Consider the following 19,224-nt stretch of genomic DNA (forward strand, 5'->3'; position numbering starts at 1 on the left):
AAAACGAGTTGCGAGAGCAGCTCGTTTTCTTGTCTTATGGTCTTGGGAGATGGATGGTTGAATGGTCCAAATCAATCGAAATAGTCCAGTCACTATTATCCCGAACAGTGCATTCAAAGTCTGTCGTGTAGAGAATGAGTTCTAGCATATCTCCTTTTTTCAGCTGATAAATGGTTGGCTGCAGTTTCCAGGTCAGATTCATCCACTGTCCAGGCACCACTTCCTCGACAGTCATCAGGTCGGTACGGTTTTGCAGGTTCATAAAGCCCTTGGTTACCAAGCGTTGTGGCATCTCCACATAGGGCAACTCCACTAGATTTTCTTGGGCATGGTAGCGGCCGTTGTCCAGGCTCAACCGCGTTTTTGGCGTTGGGATTGGGGCTAGACGTTTTTTATTTCCCTTGTCCAATAGCTGAGCAGATAAGAGGCCCTTGGCTACACTAGAAGATACACGGAGTTTCAGCGTGACCTGTCCGTTAATCAGGAGATCCTCCGTTATAGGCAGTTCCATGCTGATTTGGTTGGCCTTGCCTGCATAGAGGTCTTGGTGGAAGGCTGGGTAGGACTTGCCGTAGCGGTCAAAATCTTCTTGGGCATAGAGATTGGAGATGGTCTGGCTTCCAGTACCTAGTGGCAAGACAGCCTCATTTTCACCGCCAAAGGTGTCCAAGGTTGTCCAAGTTTGCTCACCGCTGTTGTCCTGCCAGATGACCGTTGGCAGTTGGTAGTTATTCTCGTAGCCCAGCAGTTTTTGACTGAGCAGGGCGTTCATGGACTCACGGAAGTCGATGGATTGCCAGTTGTTCATATACACGTGGGCACCGTTGTGGAAGAAGAGGTGCTTTTTGATGTGAATTGGCAGGGCATGGAACATATTCCAAACATGGATTGGCTTGACATTCCAGTCCTGTGAGCCGTGGGTAAAGACCACCTCACACTTGACTTTGTCAGCCTGGAGCAGGTAGTTACGGTCATGCCAGTATTGATTGTAGTCGCCACTGGTGCGGTCCAGGGCAGCACGTTCTGCAGCCAGTCCTTTTTCGTAGGCTGCTTTATTGCGGAGGAAGTCACCTGCTTGCAGACTCTTGGAGTAGGTCAGGGCGGTCAAGCTGTCCAAGTCCTCTCCTGGATAGCCACCAGGGCTGGTCACCAGCCCGTTTTCACGGTAGTAGTCATACCAAGAGGAAATCCCTGCTTCTGCGATGATGACTTCCAATCCGTCCACGCCAGTTGTTGCCAAGGCATTGGACATGGTACCGAGATAAGACAGTCCCGTCGTCGCTACCTTACCATTGGCCCAATCAGCCTTGACCTCTAGCGAGCGAGTGTGGTCTGTGTAGGCCTTGGTGCGACCGTTCAGCCAGTCAATCACCGCTTTGTAGCCCTCCACCTGCTGGTAATCGCCGGATGTCATGTAGCCCGTCGAGCCCAGGGTGCCGACACCAGACACATGGAGGCTGGCGAAGCCGCGAGCGAGGAAGTAGTCATTGAGGGAGTAAGAAGTAATGTGGCCTAGTTTTTCGATGGCAAGGCTGACGGGCAGCTCTCGCTGGTCCAAGTCTAGCTTGGTGATGCTGGTCTGCTTGACCTCAATGGTGCCAGCTGGTTTTTCCGCCAACTCCCCTTCCATCTTGTGCAGGGCCTTGTCGCTAGCTACATCGTTAACCCCTTGATGATAGGGGCTGTTGGTAATGACCGCAGGGATTTTCCCGTCAAACTGCGGACGGAGAATGGACAGCTTGACAATATCAGTCTGGCCAGTCCCAGCCGTATCGACAGGCGTTTCGACATAGACCACCTCACGAATGAGGTTTTTGGTTGAAAAGGTCGCCAATGACTTGCCGTTGAAGAAGTGGTAGTGATTGTCCTCAGGAATTAGGTCGTCGCTGACCAGCTGGTCAATCAAGGTGTTTCCAGACTTGGTGCGAGTATTGAGGAGCTGGTAGAGGTTGTCAATGATGTCCCCATAGACAATTGGGAAGTTGCTTTTCTCCACGAAATCCATGACATCTGTATAATCCACACCAGGCACAAAGCCCAGCAACTGAAAGGCAACTTGGTAGAAAATCTGGTCAGTCAACTCACGGTCAGACTGGAAGAAGGTCAGCAGGTCTGTATCCCAGTCTGCGATCATGTTTGATAGGGCAAAGTCAGTATTGGCTGTTAAAAAATGGCACTTTCTGACAAAGATTTCCAGATTTTTCTTCTGACTGTGGTCGCTCTGCAATGCGAAACCAAGATTGATTAGCTCCTCCAAAGAGCCAGGTACATCGTTTTTTATAAAAGAAAACTGATTAAAACGCATAGCTTTTCCTCTTTTTTCTGCTAGTAGTCTGTACTTATTATTATAGCTGATAAGAGGTGCTTTGTCTAAGATTTGTTGGAACCTCAGTATATCTATGTAGAAAATGACAGTATAATTAGTTGTAAAATAGTGATTTTTTTTATACAATATTCTAGTATTTATTGAGGAGAGAGTGACTATCGTGTTGAGAAAAAATGATGTGATTGTGCCTGTATTGCGTGTCAATAATCGTGGTATCAATCAAGCCTTCCTAGAAGATCAACTAGGAATGAAAGTGAAATTAGAAGACGGTCCTTTTGCTGATTTTGGCGATAGAACCAGTTCTGCAACAAAATTGGTTTTGATGGAGTCGCCGGGTAATCGCACTCGGGCTGTCAAGGGACTAAAAAAATTAAATAAACTGGTGGTAAAGGTTGAGCAGGCTAGTGACATTGAAGCTTTGTTAGCTCGAGGCACAGTGTTTACCAAGCTCTATAAAGGAAAAGCTGGGTTTGGATTTGAGGCTATCTCTCCAGAGGGAGATACTTTCTTGCTCCATGCAGAACAGTTTATCGAGGATTTGACGGCTATTCTTCCCCCAGTTCACTTTACTGGTCAAGCTGATTTTTCAGGTCTGACTGCTTTTGTGGTGGAATCAGTGTGGATCAATAGTCCACAAGCCAGCGTTAGCCAAGATTTCTATGAGGCAATCCTACCTGAACAAGACTTTTTGCGTTTTGTGGGAGCAGAAGGTGAAGATCTAGTAACCCCTGCGGATCAGGTTTGGGACTTGGACAGTTTGCGTTTTCCTGTCGAGCAGGATTTTGACTGGGCAAACTTGGAAAGCCAGTTGGAAGGTCCCTTCTTTAAAGACAAAAAAGAAACCTTTATCCAAACGGTTGATCCGAGTGGTATTGAATTGTGGTTTGAAAAATGAGAAAAATAATTTTAGACAAGATTTCAGAGCAGATTGTAGCAGGAGTCTATCCTGGTGCCAGTCTGGCTCTTTTTTCTAGGGGACAGTGGCAGGAGTATTATCTGGGGACTCAAGATGGTCAGACGCCAGTAGAGGCGGGTTTGACCTATGATTTGGCCTCCGTATCCAAGGTGGTTGGTGTAGGCACTCTTGCGACTTTTTTGATCAATAGCGGAGCTTTGGAGCTAGATAGGACCTTGCAGTCTTACTATCCTGCTTTTGAGAATAGTCAGGTGACCATCCGGCAATTATTGACCCACACCAGCGGTATTGACCCCTTCATTCCCAATCGGGATAGTCTGGATGCCGACCAACTCAAAGAAGCGATTTTGAAGATTAGGGTGACGGACAAGAAAGAATTTCTCTACACAGACATCAATTTTCTCCTGCTGGGCTTTTTGTTGGAGGAACTGGGTGGAGCTAATCTGGACCAGCTAATCAGTCAAGGCGTTCTAGAGCCCTTTGGCATGTCCCAAACCTCCTATGGTCCTGTCAGTCAGGCGGTGCCGACGGTACGTGGCGTAAAAGCAGGTCTGGTGCACGATCCTAAGGCGCGTGTCTTGGGTGTCCATGCGGGTAGTGCGGGTCTCTTTTCGACCGTCAAGGATTTGGAAATCTTTTTGGAGCGCTATCTGACCGAGGACTTTGCGGCGAATTTGAATCAGGACTACGGCTTTGATGACAAGCGCAAGCGGTCGCTGGCCTGGGATAAAAAGGGGGACTGGTTGTCCCATACGGGCTATACGGGGACCTTTATCATGTACAATCGTCCCTTGCAAAAGGCGGCTATTTTCCTTTCGAATCGAACTTTTGAAAAGGATGTCCGTGCCCAGTGGAAACTAGATAGAAACCAAGTCATGGCTCTGATTCGTCAGGTCTTGGAGGATGAGTGTTAGACAGAAGGTTTACCAACTACCAAAATAGTTTGAGGATTGAAGTTAGAGAAGAAACCGTTAGCAATTTGTAATCAATTTGACATTTTTTACGGTGAAAATATTGGTAAAATGAGAATATGTATTGGAGGTGTAAAATGAAAAAGTATATTTGTCGGTCAGCCTTGTTGTTGGCAGGTTTTGTGACTACTGTTATGGGTGTCTATAGTGTTCAAGCAGACAGTCATATTGTGGTAGAAGGCGATTCCCTTTACTCAATCGCAGACCAGTATGGCGTCGATCCCAATCAACTAGCAGAAACCAATGGATTGGACATTCTAGGCCTAATCACACCAGGACAAGTTTTAGAAGTGCCAGGTCAAGCTTATGTCGAAGAAGTTGTAGAAGCTGGTGCAGGTCAGTCTGACTATGTTGTTCAAGAGGGAGATTCACTATATGGAATCGCAGATGCTTTTTCATTGGACATTTACGATTTATTAGCGCAAAATCAATTGACCCTCGAAACGACTTTGCATCCTGGTCAAATTTTGAAGTTGACAGAAACAATATGGGGGCAGACTGTCGATACGAGTAGCGATAGCTACTATCTACCGGGTTATGAATATGAGCCGGGGATTAACTATCCTGTTGGTCAATGTACTTGGGGTGTACAAAAAGTTGCTCCGTGGGCAGGAGACTGGTGGGGTGATGCAGCTACTTGGGGAGCCAATGCGGCGCGTGATGGTTTTCGTACAGGAACAGTGCCAGAAGTCGGTGCTATTATTTCCTGGAATGACGGTGCTCTAGGGCACGTTGCCTATGTGACAGCTGTTAATGAAGAAGGGCAAATCCAAGTTCTTGAAGCCAACTATCGTGGGCAACAGTGGGTGGATAATTTCCGTGGTTGGTTCAATCCAACGGATACAGCTGGTGAAATTACCTATATTTACAATAACTAGGATAATAAACTATCCCCTCTCGAATTGGATTTCGGGAGGGGATTTTTTATGCACTATAGTCGCATGAAGAGCTTTCAGACAAGGAATTGAGGTGTAGGTAGCTAGAACAGCCTAGAGTGTTCTAAGTTGGAAATAAGACTTGCGAAACAAGTCTCTTTCGTAGAGTAGGGCAAGCCGAACGTGACGATGTATCAAAGCTCTTCAAATGACTATGGTTCTGTATCCTTCCGTAAATCATCTAGACATCCTTCTGCAATTGTGGGAGGATTTTCTGATACAGCAAAAGGACCTGCAATGCAAGTCCTTTTGTCTTTGTTTGATTAAGCTTGACCTGAAACTTCAGCAGCGTGGTCGTCCATTGAAAGAACTTCGTGGAAGACACGTTGTGTCAATTCAGTTTTTTGCTCTTTAGTGAGGTATTTAGTGTTTACGCAGTATCCAGAGATACGAACGATAACATCTTCACCCGCCATAATCTTGTCATAAACATCGTTCAAGTCCATAACGTTCAAGTTAACGTGCTGACCACCTTGCTCGAAGTATCCGTCAAGGATGGTTACCAAGTTTGCAACTTGCTCATCGAAGGTTTTACCAAGAGCTTTTGGAGAAACCTGAGTTGTCAATGAGATACCGTCGTTGGCATGTTTGAAGTTGAGTTTAGAAAGAGTGTTCAAGTTTTGCAACCAACCACCACGTGATTTAGAAGTTGGGTTAGCACCTGGTGGGAAGAATTCTACTTTAGAAGTGTTGACAGAGCCATCTTCGTTGAGGAATACACCACGGTGAACTGGAGAGTTACCAGTTTGTTTAGAGTAAGCAACGTTTGAAGTGATGGTCAAGATAGACACAGTTGCTTCTGCATTCTTGTAGAGTTTGTGTTTGTTCAAACGTGAGAAGAATGCTTCCATGAGCCATTTCGCGATGTCATCTACGCGGTCATCATCCTCACCGTAGCGTGGGAAGTCACCCGTTACTTCGTAGTCGTAGATGAAGCCATCTTCGTCACGGATTGGTTTCACTTGTGCGTACTTGATAGCTGACAATGAGTCAACGGTGTTTGCGAAACCACAGATACCGAAGCCCATGTTTGCACGAAGGTGAGTTGGCAAGAAGGCCATTTGAACAGCTTCGTAGTTGTACTTGTCAGTCATGTAGTGGATGATGTTCATGGCATCTACATAAGTATCAGTCAACCAGTCAAGAGCGATTTCGAAGTTTTTCACAACTTGGTCATAGTCAAAGACCTCAGATGTGTTTGGCTCAACGCCGTCAAATACCTTGTAGTCTTTATGAACATCGTCGTAACCATTGTTCCAGCTTGAAAGAAGTGCTTTAAGGACGTTTACACGCGCACCAAAGTACTGGATGTTGTGGCGTTTGTCTTCGCTTTCTGGGTCAAGTGGTGACACACAGCAAGAGATACATGACATTTCACCGTAACCGTCTTTAGCCATTGTTGTTACACCTTCGTATTGGATAGAAGAGTGCTTGTGGCTCATTGCCATACAGTAGCGACGGAATGCGTATGGAAGTTGGTCAGACCAAAGAACTGTCAAGTTTGGCTCTGGAGAGTTGCCGATGTTGTCAAGTGTGTTCAAGAAACGGTAGTCCATCTTGGTTACACGGTGACGACCATCGTTACCCATACCTGCCATAGATGTTGTAAGGAAAGTAGGGTCACCAGAGTAGATTTCATCGAAGGCTTTTGTACGAGCGAATTTCACTGTACGGAGTTTCAATACGAAGTCATCAACAAATTCTTGGATTTCTGATTCAGTAAATGTACCACGAGCCAAGTCACGTTCAGCGTAGATGTCAAGAACGATTGGCACACGGCCAAGAGAAGTAGCGGCACCGTTGATTACGCGAGCAACAGCCATGAAAGCAATGTTTGTCCATTGGATAGCTTCTTTAGTGTTCATGGCTGGTTTACGCACATCAACACCGTAGTTATCACCCAAGCGTACAACTTGTTGAAGAGCTTGGTACTGCATGTTGATTTCTTCGCGAAGACGGATTGATTCTTCATCGATTTCAGTGATAGCGTTCCAGTCAGCTACTTTTTCTTCCATCAAGTAGTCAGCTCCGTAGAGGGCCAAACGAGCGTACATACCGATGATACGACCACGTGAGTAAGCATCTGGAAGACCAGAAACGTGGTGTGAGTGACGTGCACGACGGATGTCAGCTGTGTAGGCACGGAAGATACCATCGTTTACAGTTGTAGCGTGTTTTGTATAGATTTCATGAAGAAGTGGGTCTGGAGTATAGCCGTTTTCGATAAGAGTTGTTTCAGCCATACGAATACCACCACGTGGCATGAAGTTCAGTTTGAAGAGCTCATCGTTTTGGATACCGAAAATCAATTCATTGTCTTTATCGATGAAACCAGCTGGGATATCAGCGATAGAAGTAGCACGATCTACGTCCATTGGGAAACGAGTGTCCTCGTAACCGGCTTTTGTTTCTTCAATGATTTTTTTGATATGAAGTGAGCGCTCAGTTGGACCTGCAAGGAAGCTTTCATCTCCATCATAAGGAGTGTAGTTAGCTTGTACGAAGCGTGTTACACTAGCTTTTTCTTGCCAGTCCACACCTTTAAAGCCTTCCCAGGCTTGAGCGAAAATGTCTTCAGCAACATTCTTAGTTTTAACTTTTGTTGACATGAGGATTCTCCTTTAATACATTTTGGTATAACACCAACATGCCTTTATTATACCATCTGGAAACACTTTCCACAAGATAAAAATGCCTGAAAATGTATTGAAAAAACTTTCAATATGCATGAAAATAAAAAGAAAATAAAGGTGTGTTTTCATAACGGTGAAAATTGATATAGACAGTAGTTATAGGTCGTCGATGTATGAAAGTTTTTGCAAAATGATGTATAATATTTTGAATTGTAGATTTAGCAGAAAGGAGCACCATGTTAATTTTTCCCCTAATCAATGATTTATCTCGAAAGATTATTCATGTAGACATGGATGCGTTTTTTGCTGCTATAGAGGTCAGGGATAATCCTGCTTTGAAAGGGAAGCCAGTTATTATTGGTGCAGATCCGCGACTGTCTGGCGGTCGTGGAGTGGTATCTACCTGTAGTTATGAGGCGCGTGCCTTTGGCATTCATTCGGCCATGTCCTCCAAGGAGGCCTATGAACGCTGTCCGCAAGCCGTCTTCATTTCTGGAAATTATGAAAAATACCAGGAAGTGGGGCGACAGGTCAGGGAGAATTTTCACCGCTATACCGACTTGGTGGAACCCATGTCCATTGACGAGGCCTATCTGGATGTGACAGAAAACAAGCTGGGTTTAAGCTCGGCAGTCAAAATTGCCAAACTCATCCAATACGACATCTGGAATGAACTGCATCTGACAGCTTCTGCAGGGGTTTCCTACAATAAATTCCTGGCTAAAATTGCCTCGGATATGGAAAAACCGCATGGTCTGACCCTGATTTTGCCAGAGGATGCTGTTGGAGTACTAGCCTCTTTGCCTGTTGAAAAATTTCACGGGGTTGGTAAGAAGACGGTCGAACGTCTGCATGAGATGGGAGTTTCTACTGGTCAGGATTTGCTAGACGTGCCAGAAATGGTCTTAATTGACCGTTTTGGTCGCTTTGGTTATGATTTGTATCGGAAAGCTAGAGGCATTTCAAATAGTCCCGTCAAAACCAATCGGGTGCGAAAGTCTATCGGTAAGGAAAGGACCTATCGCAAGCTCCTCTATCGTGATGAAGATGTCTTGAAAGAGCTAGTCAGCCTCTGTCAACGAGTGGCCGCCAGCTTGGAGCGAAATGAGAAACAAGGGCGAACCATTGTTCTGAAAATCCGCTATGGAGATTTTTCAACTCTGACCAAGCGACATAGTTTGGAAGAAGCGACCAATCAAGCTCAAGTAATAGAGAAAGAAATCCGTCAGCTTTTTGAAGAAGTTGGACAGGCTGAGAAAGGTGTCCGCTTGCTAGGAGTGACCGTTACCAATTTTATGGAAGGAGAAAGTAGAATTGCAAATTTCGAGTAGATTTACCATTGCTAGTCATATCTTGGTCTTGCTAGCCTTGGAGGGGGAAAAGGAAAAACAGACCAGTACCAGCATTGCAGGCAGTGTAGGTGTCAATCCAGTCATCATCCGCAATATCCTGGCTCAGTTGAAAGAGGCTGGTTTGGTTCAGGTGGCGCGTGGTGTAGGTGGCGCACGTTTGGCCCAAGCTCCAGACAAAATTACCCTCCTCCATATCTATCAGGCTGTAGAGTTATTTGGAGAAAAGGGGAAACTTTTTGGCTTTCATGAACAACCCAATCCAGCCTGTCAGGTCGGCCGCTCTATCCATCCTCTGCTAGATAGCCGTTTGGAAAATGCCCAGTCGGCTCTGGAAAAAGAGTTGGGACAAACAACAATTGCTGATTTATTGGCAGAATTATAGGTATTCAATCATCCTCGTGGTGATTTTTTTAAACTTTTTAGTTGTAATATTTGACATTACAACGAACATAGTATAAACTAAGCATTGTAAACAAAAACATTACAAGAAAGCAAGTGAGGTAAACAATATGAAAATCGCCATTATCGCAGCAAACGGTAAAGCAGGTCAAGCCATTGCCAAAGAAGCAGTAGAACGTGGTCATCAGGTGACGGCTATTGTCCGCTCTGAAAACAAGAGCGCAGCCCAGGAAGTAATCCAAAAAGATGCTTTTGCACTTAGCAAGGAAGACTTTGCAGGTTTTGATGTGGTTGTCAACGCCTTTGGTGCTTGGACACCAGAAACGCTACCAGATCACAGCCGTCTAGCAAGCCATTTGACAGACTTGCTTGCAGGGACATCCACTCGCCTCTTGATTGTCGGTGGTGCAGGTAGCCTCTACCTAGACCAGAGCCAGACAAGCATGCTCAAGGATGCCCCAGACTTCCCAGCGGACTACCTACCAGTCGCAGAGGCTATGGGCGCAGGTCTTGACATCTACCGTCAGGCGACAGCGGTCAACTGGACCTATATCAGCCCAGCAGCTGATTTTGATGCAGAAGGTCAAAAAGCAGGTGCTTATACCCTTGCTGGCGAGGTTTTCCAGGTCAATGGTCAAGGTGAAAGTTATATTAGCTATGTAGACTATGCAGTGGCCTTAGTAGATATTGCCGAAAAAGGTGGCTACCAGCAAGAACGCATTTCGGTTTTTGCATCGTAAAATAGTAGAAAAGATAGTTCCCATCGAGGAATTATCTTTTTTATTTTTGTTCTATATAGTATAATAATATGTATAAAACAAAAAGGAGTTCCCTATGATTCACTTGATTTGTCCCAATCCAGCCCTAGACCGTACGCTTCTTGTGGAGAAGATAGAAAAAAACATTCCCCTACGTCCGTCAGAAGTCAGAGATTATCCAGGAGGTAAGAGTTTCAACGTAGCCTATGCCCTTCGAGAAAATGGTGTGACAGACTACACGATCCATACCATTTTAGGTGGGCAGATCGGTCGCTATATTCAAGACCTTAATGTCCAAAAGGGAAATCAACTGCAGGTCGTTGAAAATGACCAGAACACAAGAACCTGCAATATTTACGTGGAAACCAGCACAGGCGATGTCGTTCTTTTCTATGAAAAAGGCTTTGAACTGACAGAGGACCTGCTTGACCAATTTACCCAGCAGATAGCAAATAGCCTAGAAGCTGGCGATATCCTAGTCTTCTCAGGCAGTCTCATGAAGGGCATGCCGGATGATTATATTCAGCGATTTATTGAAAAATACCCAGAGGTCTTGACCATTGTGGATACCAGTGGACCAGCCTTACAAGCTGCCTATCAAGCTCGTCCAGCCCTGATCAAAATCAATAATGAGGAGCTCAAGGACATCTATCCAGAGCTGGATGAAGAAAGTCCAGAGGATATTTTGAGGATACTAAAAGAAGTCACTCCTCATGAGAATATCATCATTACCATGGGTGGAAAGGGCAGTTTGGCAAAGATCGGTCAGCGTTTCTTCCGTATCCAGTCGCCTAAAAAAGAAACACGCAATCCCATTGCGGCAGGAGATTTCTACCTAGGCTTGCTAGTTAAGGGTATCAGCCAAGGGCAAGAGCCTGAGATTTTCTTGAAAGAGGCAGCAGCCTTTGCGACTGCCAACTGCCTTAACTACTTCCCAGAAGTCGAAGCAGAGCAATTTGCAGAGATAGCGGGTAAAGTTGTTCTAGAAGAGGTGTAATACATATTCATCTATCAGCATTTATTTTTTGATATTTTTCAAAAACGATGCTTTTAGTGAGTTTTGGTGTGATAATGCAAAAAAGCAAATAGCAACTCGTGCTATTTGCTTTTTAATAAGTGCTAGATACAATATGTTACTCTACCTTATCCAAGGTTACATGTACATGAGGTTCTGATACCAGGTCGTACACGGCTTCTACAGATGGGTCAAAAGGATTTCCCCACATAATGACCTTGTATTGTCCGTCCTCTAGGATAAAACCTGGTGCAATCCGTCCGCCGAGGCCAGTTACTCCTGGTAGAAGGGCAGAACCTTCGCCATCAACTCCACGGATTAGGTAGTGGTTTGGAGCATATTCGACTAGGTCTGTAATTTGAGCTGTGTAGGTCTGGATGAGGTGTTCTCCTTCCTCATCTTCACTAAGTCGAAAATCTTCATAAGTAGTAAAGGTGCCGTCTGCGCTGATAGTTACTTCAACATTGCGCGCTTGCTGGCTACTTCCTTGCCATTTTCCAACTAGGTCGTCGGGGATATTAGTGGCTGGCAAAGTTAGTAGCTGAGTGTGAGTTGTTTCGGTACTTAGGACACTTTCTTGGGCTTGAGAGCTTTGGCTGTCTTGATTTTCCTGACTTCCCTCAGTTTGTTGGCTTGTATCTGTCGAAGAGCTGGTTTCACTTGTTTTTTCCACAGAGCTAGAACTGTTAGCAGTGCTTGTCTGTTTGGTACTTGCTTGGGTCGTTTTACTAGTGGTTGCTTCTGTCTGGCTTTCTTGTTTTTTTGCTGAACAAGCTGTCAATAGACAGGTTACAGAGAGCAACAATACTGAGTAGTTGAATATCTTTTTCATTTGTTCTTACCTCCGCTTATAAACAGAGTATAACAAATAAAAACAAGCTTGTCAACACAAAGTTGTAATATTTGTAACATTTTTGTAATAAAAGAAATATTTTTGTTACTTATTCTTGAAAAATTCCTCTATATCTGCCTCTTGGATGCCAATCATGGGGTCGATGGTTAGTAGGTTGTCTACAGTCAAAATGTATTCTCTGGGTTGGGCACTTGTTTTTTCTGGCTGGTCTTGTTCAAGAAGGGAGAGTTGTTGGCTGTTTTCTTTGACTACTTTAACCTGTTCTTTCCTGTCTGGCTGAGTAGGTAGCTGGGTTTGCGTGGTTTCAGTTGTTTTGCTTTGGTCTTTTTCAGTCAAAGCTTCCTTGCTGTCCTGCTCTGCCATTTCTCCTTGGAAACGTGGGACCAGATAGGTTTTTCGGACGGTGCCGGCATTTTTGACGGCGTAGTCGAAGGCGGAAATTTCGCCTAGGAGGATGAGCTTACTCTTGGAGCGGGTGATGGCTGTGTAGACCAGATTGCGCTGGAGCATGCGGTGGCTGGTGCGGGTGATGGGAAGGATAACGACCTGAAACTCACTACCTTGGGACTTGTGGATGGACATGGCATAGGCCAGGGTAATCTTGTACCATTCGTTTCGAGGATAGGTGACCTCGCTGCCGTCGAAGTTGATGGTAAGCTCGTCCTGCTTGGAGTCGGTATACTTGGCAGGTAGGAGGTCGGTGATGTAGCCCAAGTCGCCATTGAAGACATTGGCTTCGGCGTCGTTAACTAGATGAATGACTCGGTCGCCTTGGCGGAAGGCTTGCTCATTATGGAGGAATTCTAGCTCTCCCTCTTCCAGTGGGTTGAGCAGGGCCTGGGTCATGGTGTTGAGTTGGTCAATACCTGCAGCACCTCGGTACATGGGAGCGAGGATTTGTACTTCGTTTGCAGGAATGCCCGACTTGATGGCTGCGCCGACAATGCGCTCAATCAGGGCTGGAATTTGTTCATTCTGGGATTCAAAATAGGAGCGGTCTGCCTTTTTTTCACGGAAATCGCTAGGTAGAGCCCCCTGTCGAATTTGGCTGGCAAGTGTGACGATGGTCGAATCGTCTGATTGGCGGTAAATACGTTCTAGAGTAATGCTCGGAAGCTTGTCAATTTTTAAGAGGTCAGCTAGGACTTGACCGGGGCTGACAGAGGGCAATTGCTCGGCATCGCCGACAATGAGAACTTGGGTCTGGGATGAAATGTTCTGGAAGAGCTGGTTGGCCAACCAAGTGTCGACCATAGAAAATTCGTCTACGATGATGAAGTCAGCTTCGAGGTAATCATCTCGGTAGGATTCTTCCTGTCCTTCAACAAGCCCCAGATGGCGGTGAATGGTGGCAGAAGGTAGACCTGTCAATTCATTCATCCGTCTGGCTGCTCGTCCAGTTGGAGCTGCGAGAAGGACTGGGCATTCTTGCCGATTGCGAGTCAAGTCAATCTTATGTAAGATGGCATAGACCGCGATAATACCGTTGATAACCGTTGTTTTTCCAGTCCCTGGTCCGCCTGTCAGAATGAAAAGCGGATTGGTAATGGCTTGGACGATGGCTTCTTTTTGAATATCGTCATAGGTCAAAGAGGACATACTTTCCAGCTCTGCTATGGCAGCCTCAACGTCTGCGCGTGGGAAGGGTTTGAAGCCATTTTTTCCCATCAGGCGGGTCAGGTTTTTATGGATACCATGTTCGGCAAAGTAGAGGCTGTTGTCGAAAATCTTGGTACCTTCTTGTTGAACCTTGCCATCTTCTATCAGCCCGGTCAATTCTTGGGCAACAGCAGCAGGGTCTAGTTCGGTATGGCGGGATTTTTCCAGCAGTTCAAGGGTAGCTTCTAGTAAATCTCTAGCCTCCACATAGGTATCACCTGTTTCCATAGAGCGATGAATGAGGCTAAAGAGCATACCAGCTCGGAAACGTTGGGGAGAATCACTGGCAATTCCCAGGTTTTCCGCAATCCTATCGGCAATGGTAAAGCCAAGTCCCTGTACATCTTCGACCAGTTGATAGGGATTTTCTTCAATAATTTGGAGTGTTTTTTCCTTGTACTGGTCTTGGATTTGAAAGGCTAGCTTATTAGGAATACCGTACTCAGCTAGTTTGGCCAGTATCAGCTCCGTTCCATAATTGAGGCGGAGTTTTTCGATAAAGGCCTGCCTATTTTTGCTGGATAGTCCAGAAATTTGGGTCAGTTTTTCAGGCTCAGCTAAAATTTTGTCGATGGTGTCTTCTCCATAGAGTTCAACAATTTTCTCGGCTGTTTTACGACCAATGCCTTTGAAATGGTCACTAGAAAAATACTTGACTAGACCAGCAGAAGTGGGCTTGCTGCGTTCGTAGCGCGTGATTTGCAACTGCTGACCGTATTTGGGATGGGTGACTAGATTGCCATAAAATCGATAGTCTTCCCCCTCAATGACATCGGCAATGGTCCCTGTTATGATGATTTCGTAGTCTTCATAGTCTGCGTCTGTTTCCTCGATCTCAAGGAGAAGGATTTTGTAAAAATTACTAGGATTTTCAAAGATAATTCGGTCAATAGTACCGGTAAAATAAACTTCGTTCATAGAGTATCATTCCTACAACTAGTGAAAAAAGAAGTTTGGAACAATGCTCCAAACTTGTTTGTGTTATACTCAATGAAAATCAAAAATAGCCTAGGAAACGAAGCTGATGATAGAACTCTGTTACTGTCTTGTTTCAAGGTAACAGGCTGAAAAGCTCCACCGGAGCTTTTCACTCATCAAGGCTCTTGACAACGGATAGTTTTGATTTTCGAAGAGTATTAATCGACAGTTCCAACACGGTTGAAAGGCCAAAAGCGGAAGACAACCTCTCCCTTGATTTTATTCCGTGCGAATGTTCCTACGCTACGGCTATCTAGAGATACCAGGCGGTCATCACCTAAGAGATAGTATTGCCCTTCTGGTACTGTGACGCTGAAATTAATAGAACGATTGGCATCTTGTGTAAAGGCTTGGGCCGCTTGTGCAACTGCTTGGAATTGCTTGTTGTATGCATATTCCTCTTGCAGTTTATCCTTTTGAAAGGCAGCGAGGTATTCATCTAGGTAGGGTTCGTCAACTTCCTGATCATTGATATAGAGGACATCGTTTTCATAGCGAATGGTGTCGCCGGGCATACCGACTACCCGTTTAACAATCAATTTTTCCTTACCGTCGCTATCTGTTTCGCTGGCCACGACAATATCAAAACGATCTATAGATGTTGTCTTGAACATAACCAATTTTTCTTGATGTTGGAGAGTAGGATCCATGGAGTGCCCATCAACGGATACCGGGTCCCATAGAAAATATCGGCTGGCAAATATTACTAGCATAAAGAGAATGAGGAGGCCCCATTCTACAAGAAAGTTAGCAAAGCTTGAACGTTTTTTATTTCTGATCATAAATTTTTCCTCATTTCACTAATTTTTGTGCTTTTTGTGTATTGGCAAAGTGGAGCTTGGCAGTTTGGTTGAGTCCTGCCATGCCATAGTCTTTTAAGATGCTGGCTGCGACTTGGTCGGACTTGCTGCCTGCACCAGAAGGTAGGTTTCTGCCTACCAGTTGACCAAGCTGGGTAAGGTTCTCTAAAAACATAGCTCTAGCAATAATAGAAGATACTGCCACAGCCAAATACTTGCCTTCAGCCTTTTCTTCTAGAGTGACGGGGTTGGCAAATTGGTTGGCCTCCTTCTTCAAGTATTTTTGATAATTTTGACTGGAAGTGAAGGCGTCAATGACAATCTTCTCAGGCAGGACACCCTTTTGCAAGAGTAGGAAAATAGCCTGATTGTGTAGGGCGACCTTGACAGACACTGCATTGTAGCCTTGCTCAATGACTTCATTGTATTTTTTCGGTGACAATAGCAGAGCTTGGTGGGGGATTTTCTCTTTTAAGAGAGGGGCGATTTGGCAGATTTTTTGGTCTGTCATTTTTTTGGAATCATCGACACCAAGCGACTTGAGAAAGGCATGGTCTTCTGGGCGGACAAAACTAGCAACGACTGCCAAACCTCCAAAATAAGACCCGTTTCCAACCTCATCGGTACCAATCATGGGCAGGTTTTGACCAGGTACAGTCGTCTGTCCAGAGCTTTCTGGCTCATAGCCCCAGAGCCCTGCTTCCTGCTCTGCCATTTCCCCCTGAAAAACGACTTTTCCAGAAGTGTAGATGGACAGGCTGGCACCGGTCAGTTTGAAGAATGCTTCAATATAAGGATTTTTGCTGTTCTGCTGATAGCGGTCATAGTGGGTCATCATGGCCTGTTTTTGCTGGGCAGAGGCCTTTAGTACAACGGTATTCATGTTCTTATTGTAACACAAATGCTGGCTAGAGTGTGCAGAAAAGGGTGGAATTTACTATAATGGTAGAAGAAAGTGAGGTAGACAATGAAAGTTCAAGTACAGTACAAGTGGGCGTCCCTGGGAACAGGTGTCATTGCCAATGAATTGGTTCAGGCCTTGCAAGCTATGGGAGGAAATCTTTACTCAGTAGCCAACCGTACCTATGACAAGGGTGTGGAATTTGCCAATAAGTATGGCATCGAGAAAGTTTATGAAGAAATCGATGAAGTGTTTGAGGATCCTGAAGTAGACATTATCTATATTTCTACGCCTCACAATACCCATATCAATTATTTGAGAAAGGCCTTGAAGGCTGGAAAGCATGTCCTCTGTGAAAAGTCTATTACGCTTAATTCAGAAGAATTAGCAGAAGCTATTCAACTGGCAGAAGAAAATCAGGTTATCCTGGCGGAAGCCATGACCATTTTCCACATGCCAATCTATCGTCAGTTGAGCGAAGTGGTTGCCAGTGGCAAGCTGGGAGATTTGAAGATGATTCAGATGAACTTTGGCAGCTACAAGGAATACGACATGACCAACCGCTTTTTCAATAAGAACTTGGCAGGCGGTGCCCTCTTGGATATTGGTGTCTACGCCCTGTCCTTTGTCCGTTGGTTTATGACAGAAAAGCCAAATCAGGTTTTATCTCAGGTTAAACTAGCTCCGACAGGTGTGGACGAGCAGGTAGGTATTTTGCTCAGCAATGATGCAGGAGAGATGGCAACCATCGCATTGACCCTTCATGCCAAACAGCCAAAACGGGGGACAATTGCTTATGACAAGGGTTACATCGAACTATATGAGTATCCTCGTGGCCAAAAAGCAGTCATTGCCTATACCGAGGACGGTAGTCAAGAAGTCATTGAGGCAGGTCAAACTACCGAGGCCCTCTCTTATGAAGTAGCTGATATGGAAAAAGCAGTCGCAGGACTTGAAAATACCATGCACCTGGCCTACACCCAAGATGTCATGGACATTATGACCCAACTCCGCAAAGAATGGGGCTTGGTCTATCCGGAGGAAGTTTAGGAAGCTCCTTGAACTCTATTTGGGAGCTTTAGGTAGATTTTGGGAATGGCTTTCTTTGGAGAGTAATGTGACAGAACTGTAACAAATATATAGGTTGTGTAACAGAAAAGAAGCAATATTACGTAAGGGCAACAGTTTATTTAAAAGCCCTCTTCGTTCTTGTTTTTCACAACAGAATTAGGTATGATAGTACTATCAAATCAGAAAAGGAATAGAAGATGAAACGTAAAAGAGTTACAAAACCAAAGCATATGCGTCGTAAGAGAAAAACATCCCTTTTGCAAACAAATAAAAAAATGATGTACGCGTCAACCTTGGCCCTTTCACTTTTCACAACTGGTATGGTTAGTCCACAAGTTCTCGCATTGGAGTGGACACCACGAACTGTTGAAGAAATCGTTACTGAAATTACCAACAATGAAGGTCAGTTGACTTATACGGTTAAGTATGGTGATACCCTTAGTGCTATCGCTTCAGCTATGAATGTTGATATGCATTTGTTGGCTAAAATCAATCAGATTACAGATATTAACTTGATTTTCCCAGATACAGTTTTGACAGCTACTCTTGATCAAAACAATCAAGTTACCCAGATTGAAATTGAAACACCAAGCCAGGAAAATCCAGCAGAAACTGTTCAAGCAACTGTGGATGTGACAGCTAATCAGGCGACTATTGATAATACAGTTGTAAACTTGGCTGAAGTTCCTGTAGTAGCCCCAGTCGCTCCAGCAGTAGAAGCTCCAGCCGAGGCGACAGCCCCAGTCGCTCCAGCAGTAGAAACTCCAGCCGAGGCAACAGCACCCGTTGAGCCAGCAGTAGAAACTCCAGCCGAGGTAACAGCGCCCGTTGAGCCAGCAGTAGAAGCTCCAGCCGAGGCAACAGCCCCTGTTGAGCCAGCAGTAGAAGCTCCAGCCGAGGCAACAGCCCCTGTTGAGCCAGCAGTAGAAACTCCAGCCGAGGTAACAGCCCCTGTTGAGCCAGCAGTAGAAACTCCAGCCGAGGTAACAGCCCCTGTTGAGCCAGCAGTAGAAGCTCAAGCGGCAGCAGAAGCTCAAGCGGCAGCAGAAGCCCAAGCGGCAGCAGAAGCCCAAGCGGCGGCGGAAGCTCAAGCGGCAGCAGAAGCCCAAGCGGCGGCGGAAGCTCAAGCGGCAGCAGAAGCTCAAGCAGCGGCGGAAGCCCAAGCGGCAGCAGAAGCCCAAGCGGCAGCAGAAGCCCAAGCAGCAGCAGCTCAAACTCAGGCAGCAACTAGCTCTTACGATGTAGGCTTGCAACCACAGGTCGCAGCCTTCCGTGCAGAAGTAGCTAACGCCTTCGGTATTACTTCTTTCTCAGGTTACCGTCCTGGTGATTCTGGCGACCATGGTAAGGGATTGGCAATTGACTTCATGGTACCACAAAGTTCAGCATTAGGTGACCAGGTGGCAGAGTATGCTATTGCCAATATGGGTGCGAAAAACATCTCTTATATCATCTGGAAACAACGTTTCTATGCGCCATTTGACAGTATCTACGGTCCAGCTTACACTTGGAACTTGATGCCAGACCGCGGAAGCATTACAGAAAACCACTACGACCACGTACACGTGTCATTTAATCCATAAGACAAGTAGTGAAACTCATCCTTTAGAGGATGAGTTTTTTTGCGTCCTCTTATTGGATAAAAAGGGAATAATAT

15 protein-coding genes are annotated in these 19,224 nt (G+C 45.4%); 9 read left to right on the forward strand and 6 right to left on the reverse strand.

From position 1 onward, the window contains the following. Window positions 1–34: 34 nt before the first annotated feature. Complete coding sequence (locus C1G49_RS02485) at window positions 35–2,305, reverse strand: Xaa-Pro dipeptidyl-peptidase (RefSeq protein ID WP_105124473.1); 2,271 nt, start codon at window positions 2,303–2,305, stop codon at window positions 35–37. A gap of 181 nt (window positions 2,306–2,486) precedes the next feature. Between C1G49_RS02485 and C1G49_RS02490 the strand changes: the two genes are divergently transcribed. From C1G49_RS02490 to C1G49_RS02500, 3 genes are all read left to right on the forward strand, one after another. Beyond that, the gene (locus C1G49_RS02490) at window positions 2,487–3,221 is read left to right on the forward strand and encodes a CppA N-terminal domain-containing protein (protein ID WP_105124474.1); all 735 of its coding nucleotides are present in this window, start codon (window positions 2,487–2,489) and stop codon (window positions 3,219–3,221) included. Further along, entirely contained in the window at window positions 3,218–4,156 is a 939-nt protein-coding gene (locus C1G49_RS02495; protein ID WP_105124475.1) for a serine hydrolase domain-containing protein, read from the forward strand. The genes C1G49_RS02490 and C1G49_RS02495 overlap by 4 nt, the downstream gene beginning before the upstream one ends. 134 nt (window positions 4,157–4,290) lie before the next feature. After that, the gene (locus C1G49_RS02500; RefSeq protein WP_105124476.1) at window positions 4,291–5,091 is read left to right on the forward strand and encodes a COG3942 and LysM peptidoglycan-binding domain-containing protein; all 801 of its coding nucleotides are present in this window, start codon (window positions 4,291–4,293) and stop codon (window positions 5,089–5,091) included. A 320-nt stretch (window positions 5,092–5,411) separates the two neighbouring features. On the opposite strand, the gene pflB is transcribed toward C1G49_RS02500, so the two are convergent. Further along, on the reverse strand, window positions 5,412–7,757 hold the full coding sequence (gene pflB / locus C1G49_RS02505; RefSeq protein ID WP_105124477.1) for a formate C-acetyltransferase: 2,346 nt from the start codon (window positions 7,755–7,757) through the stop codon (window positions 5,412–5,414). Between the two features lie 260 nt (window positions 7,758–8,017). Here pflB and dinB point away from each other — a divergent pair, with 260 nt between their 5' ends. The 4 genes from dinB (at window position 8,018) to C1G49_RS02525 (ending at window position 11,287) form a co-directional block, all read left to right on the forward strand. After that, window positions 8,018–9,112: a DNA polymerase IV gene (dinB, locus tag C1G49_RS02510; RefSeq protein ID WP_105124478.1), complete on the forward strand. Its 1,095-nt coding sequence runs from the start codon at window positions 8,018–8,020 to the stop codon at window positions 9,110–9,112. Then, window positions 9,096–9,515 (forward strand): Rrf2 family transcriptional regulator, encoded by a 420-nt coding sequence (locus C1G49_RS02515; protein ID WP_105124479.1) that lies wholly within the window; start codon window positions 9,096–9,098, stop codon window positions 9,513–9,515. The genes dinB and C1G49_RS02515 overlap by 17 nt, the downstream gene beginning before the upstream one ends. 127 nt (window positions 9,516–9,642) lie before the next feature. Then, window positions 9,643–10,272, forward strand: coding sequence for an NAD(P)-dependent oxidoreductase (locus tag C1G49_RS02520; RefSeq protein WP_105124480.1), 630 nt, complete (start codon window positions 9,643–9,645; stop codon window positions 10,270–10,272). A 94-nt stretch (window positions 10,273–10,366) separates the two neighbouring features. Next, the gene (locus C1G49_RS02525) at window positions 10,367–11,287 is read left to right on the forward strand and encodes a 1-phosphofructokinase family hexose kinase (protein WP_105117637.1); all 921 of its coding nucleotides are present in this window, start codon (window positions 10,367–10,369) and stop codon (window positions 11,285–11,287) included. Window positions 11,288–11,423: 136 nt separating this feature from the next. Here C1G49_RS02525 and C1G49_RS02530 read toward each other — a convergent pair whose 3' ends face one another. The 4 genes from C1G49_RS02530 to rnhC all read right to left on the reverse strand — a co-directional run bounded on the left by C1G49_RS02530 (window position 11,424) and on the right by rnhC (window position 16,478). After that, the gene (locus C1G49_RS02530) at window positions 11,424–12,137 is read right to left on the reverse strand and encodes a hypothetical protein (RefSeq protein ID WP_105117638.1); all 714 of its coding nucleotides are present in this window, start codon (window positions 12,135–12,137) and stop codon (window positions 11,424–11,426) included. Between the two features lie 105 nt (window positions 12,138–12,242). After that, window positions 12,243–14,735: an ATP-dependent RecD-like DNA helicase gene (locus C1G49_RS02535; protein ID WP_105124481.1), complete on the reverse strand. Its 2,493-nt coding sequence runs from the start codon at window positions 14,733–14,735 to the stop codon at window positions 12,243–12,245. 218 nt (window positions 14,736–14,953) lie between these two features. Further along, entirely contained in the window at window positions 14,954–15,577 is a 624-nt protein-coding gene (gene lepB, locus C1G49_RS02540; RefSeq protein WP_105124482.1) for a signal peptidase I, read from the reverse strand. Between the two features lie 10 nt (window positions 15,578–15,587). Continuing rightward, window positions 15,588–16,478 (reverse strand): ribonuclease HIII, encoded by an 891-nt coding sequence (gene rnhC, locus C1G49_RS02545; protein WP_105124483.1) that lies wholly within the window; start codon window positions 16,476–16,478, stop codon window positions 15,588–15,590. A gap of 84 nt (window positions 16,479–16,562) precedes the next feature. Here rnhC and C1G49_RS02550 point away from each other — a divergent pair, with 84 nt between their 5' ends. Next, window positions 16,563–17,546, forward strand: a complete 984-nt coding sequence (locus C1G49_RS02550) for a Gfo/Idh/MocA family protein (protein ID WP_105124484.1) — start codon at window positions 16,563–16,565, stop codon at window positions 17,544–17,546. 218 nt (window positions 17,547–17,764) lie between these two features. Next, window positions 17,765–19,150, forward strand: a complete 1,386-nt coding sequence (locus C1G49_RS02555; RefSeq protein WP_105124485.1) for a LysM peptidoglycan-binding domain-containing protein — start codon at window positions 17,765–17,767, stop codon at window positions 19,148–19,150. Window positions 19,151–19,224 lie beyond the last annotated feature (74 nt).

Source organism: Streptococcus suis, assembly GCF_002960625.1.
Taxonomy (GTDB): domain Bacteria; phylum Bacillota; class Bacilli; order Lactobacillales; family Streptococcaceae; genus Streptococcus; species Streptococcus suis_T.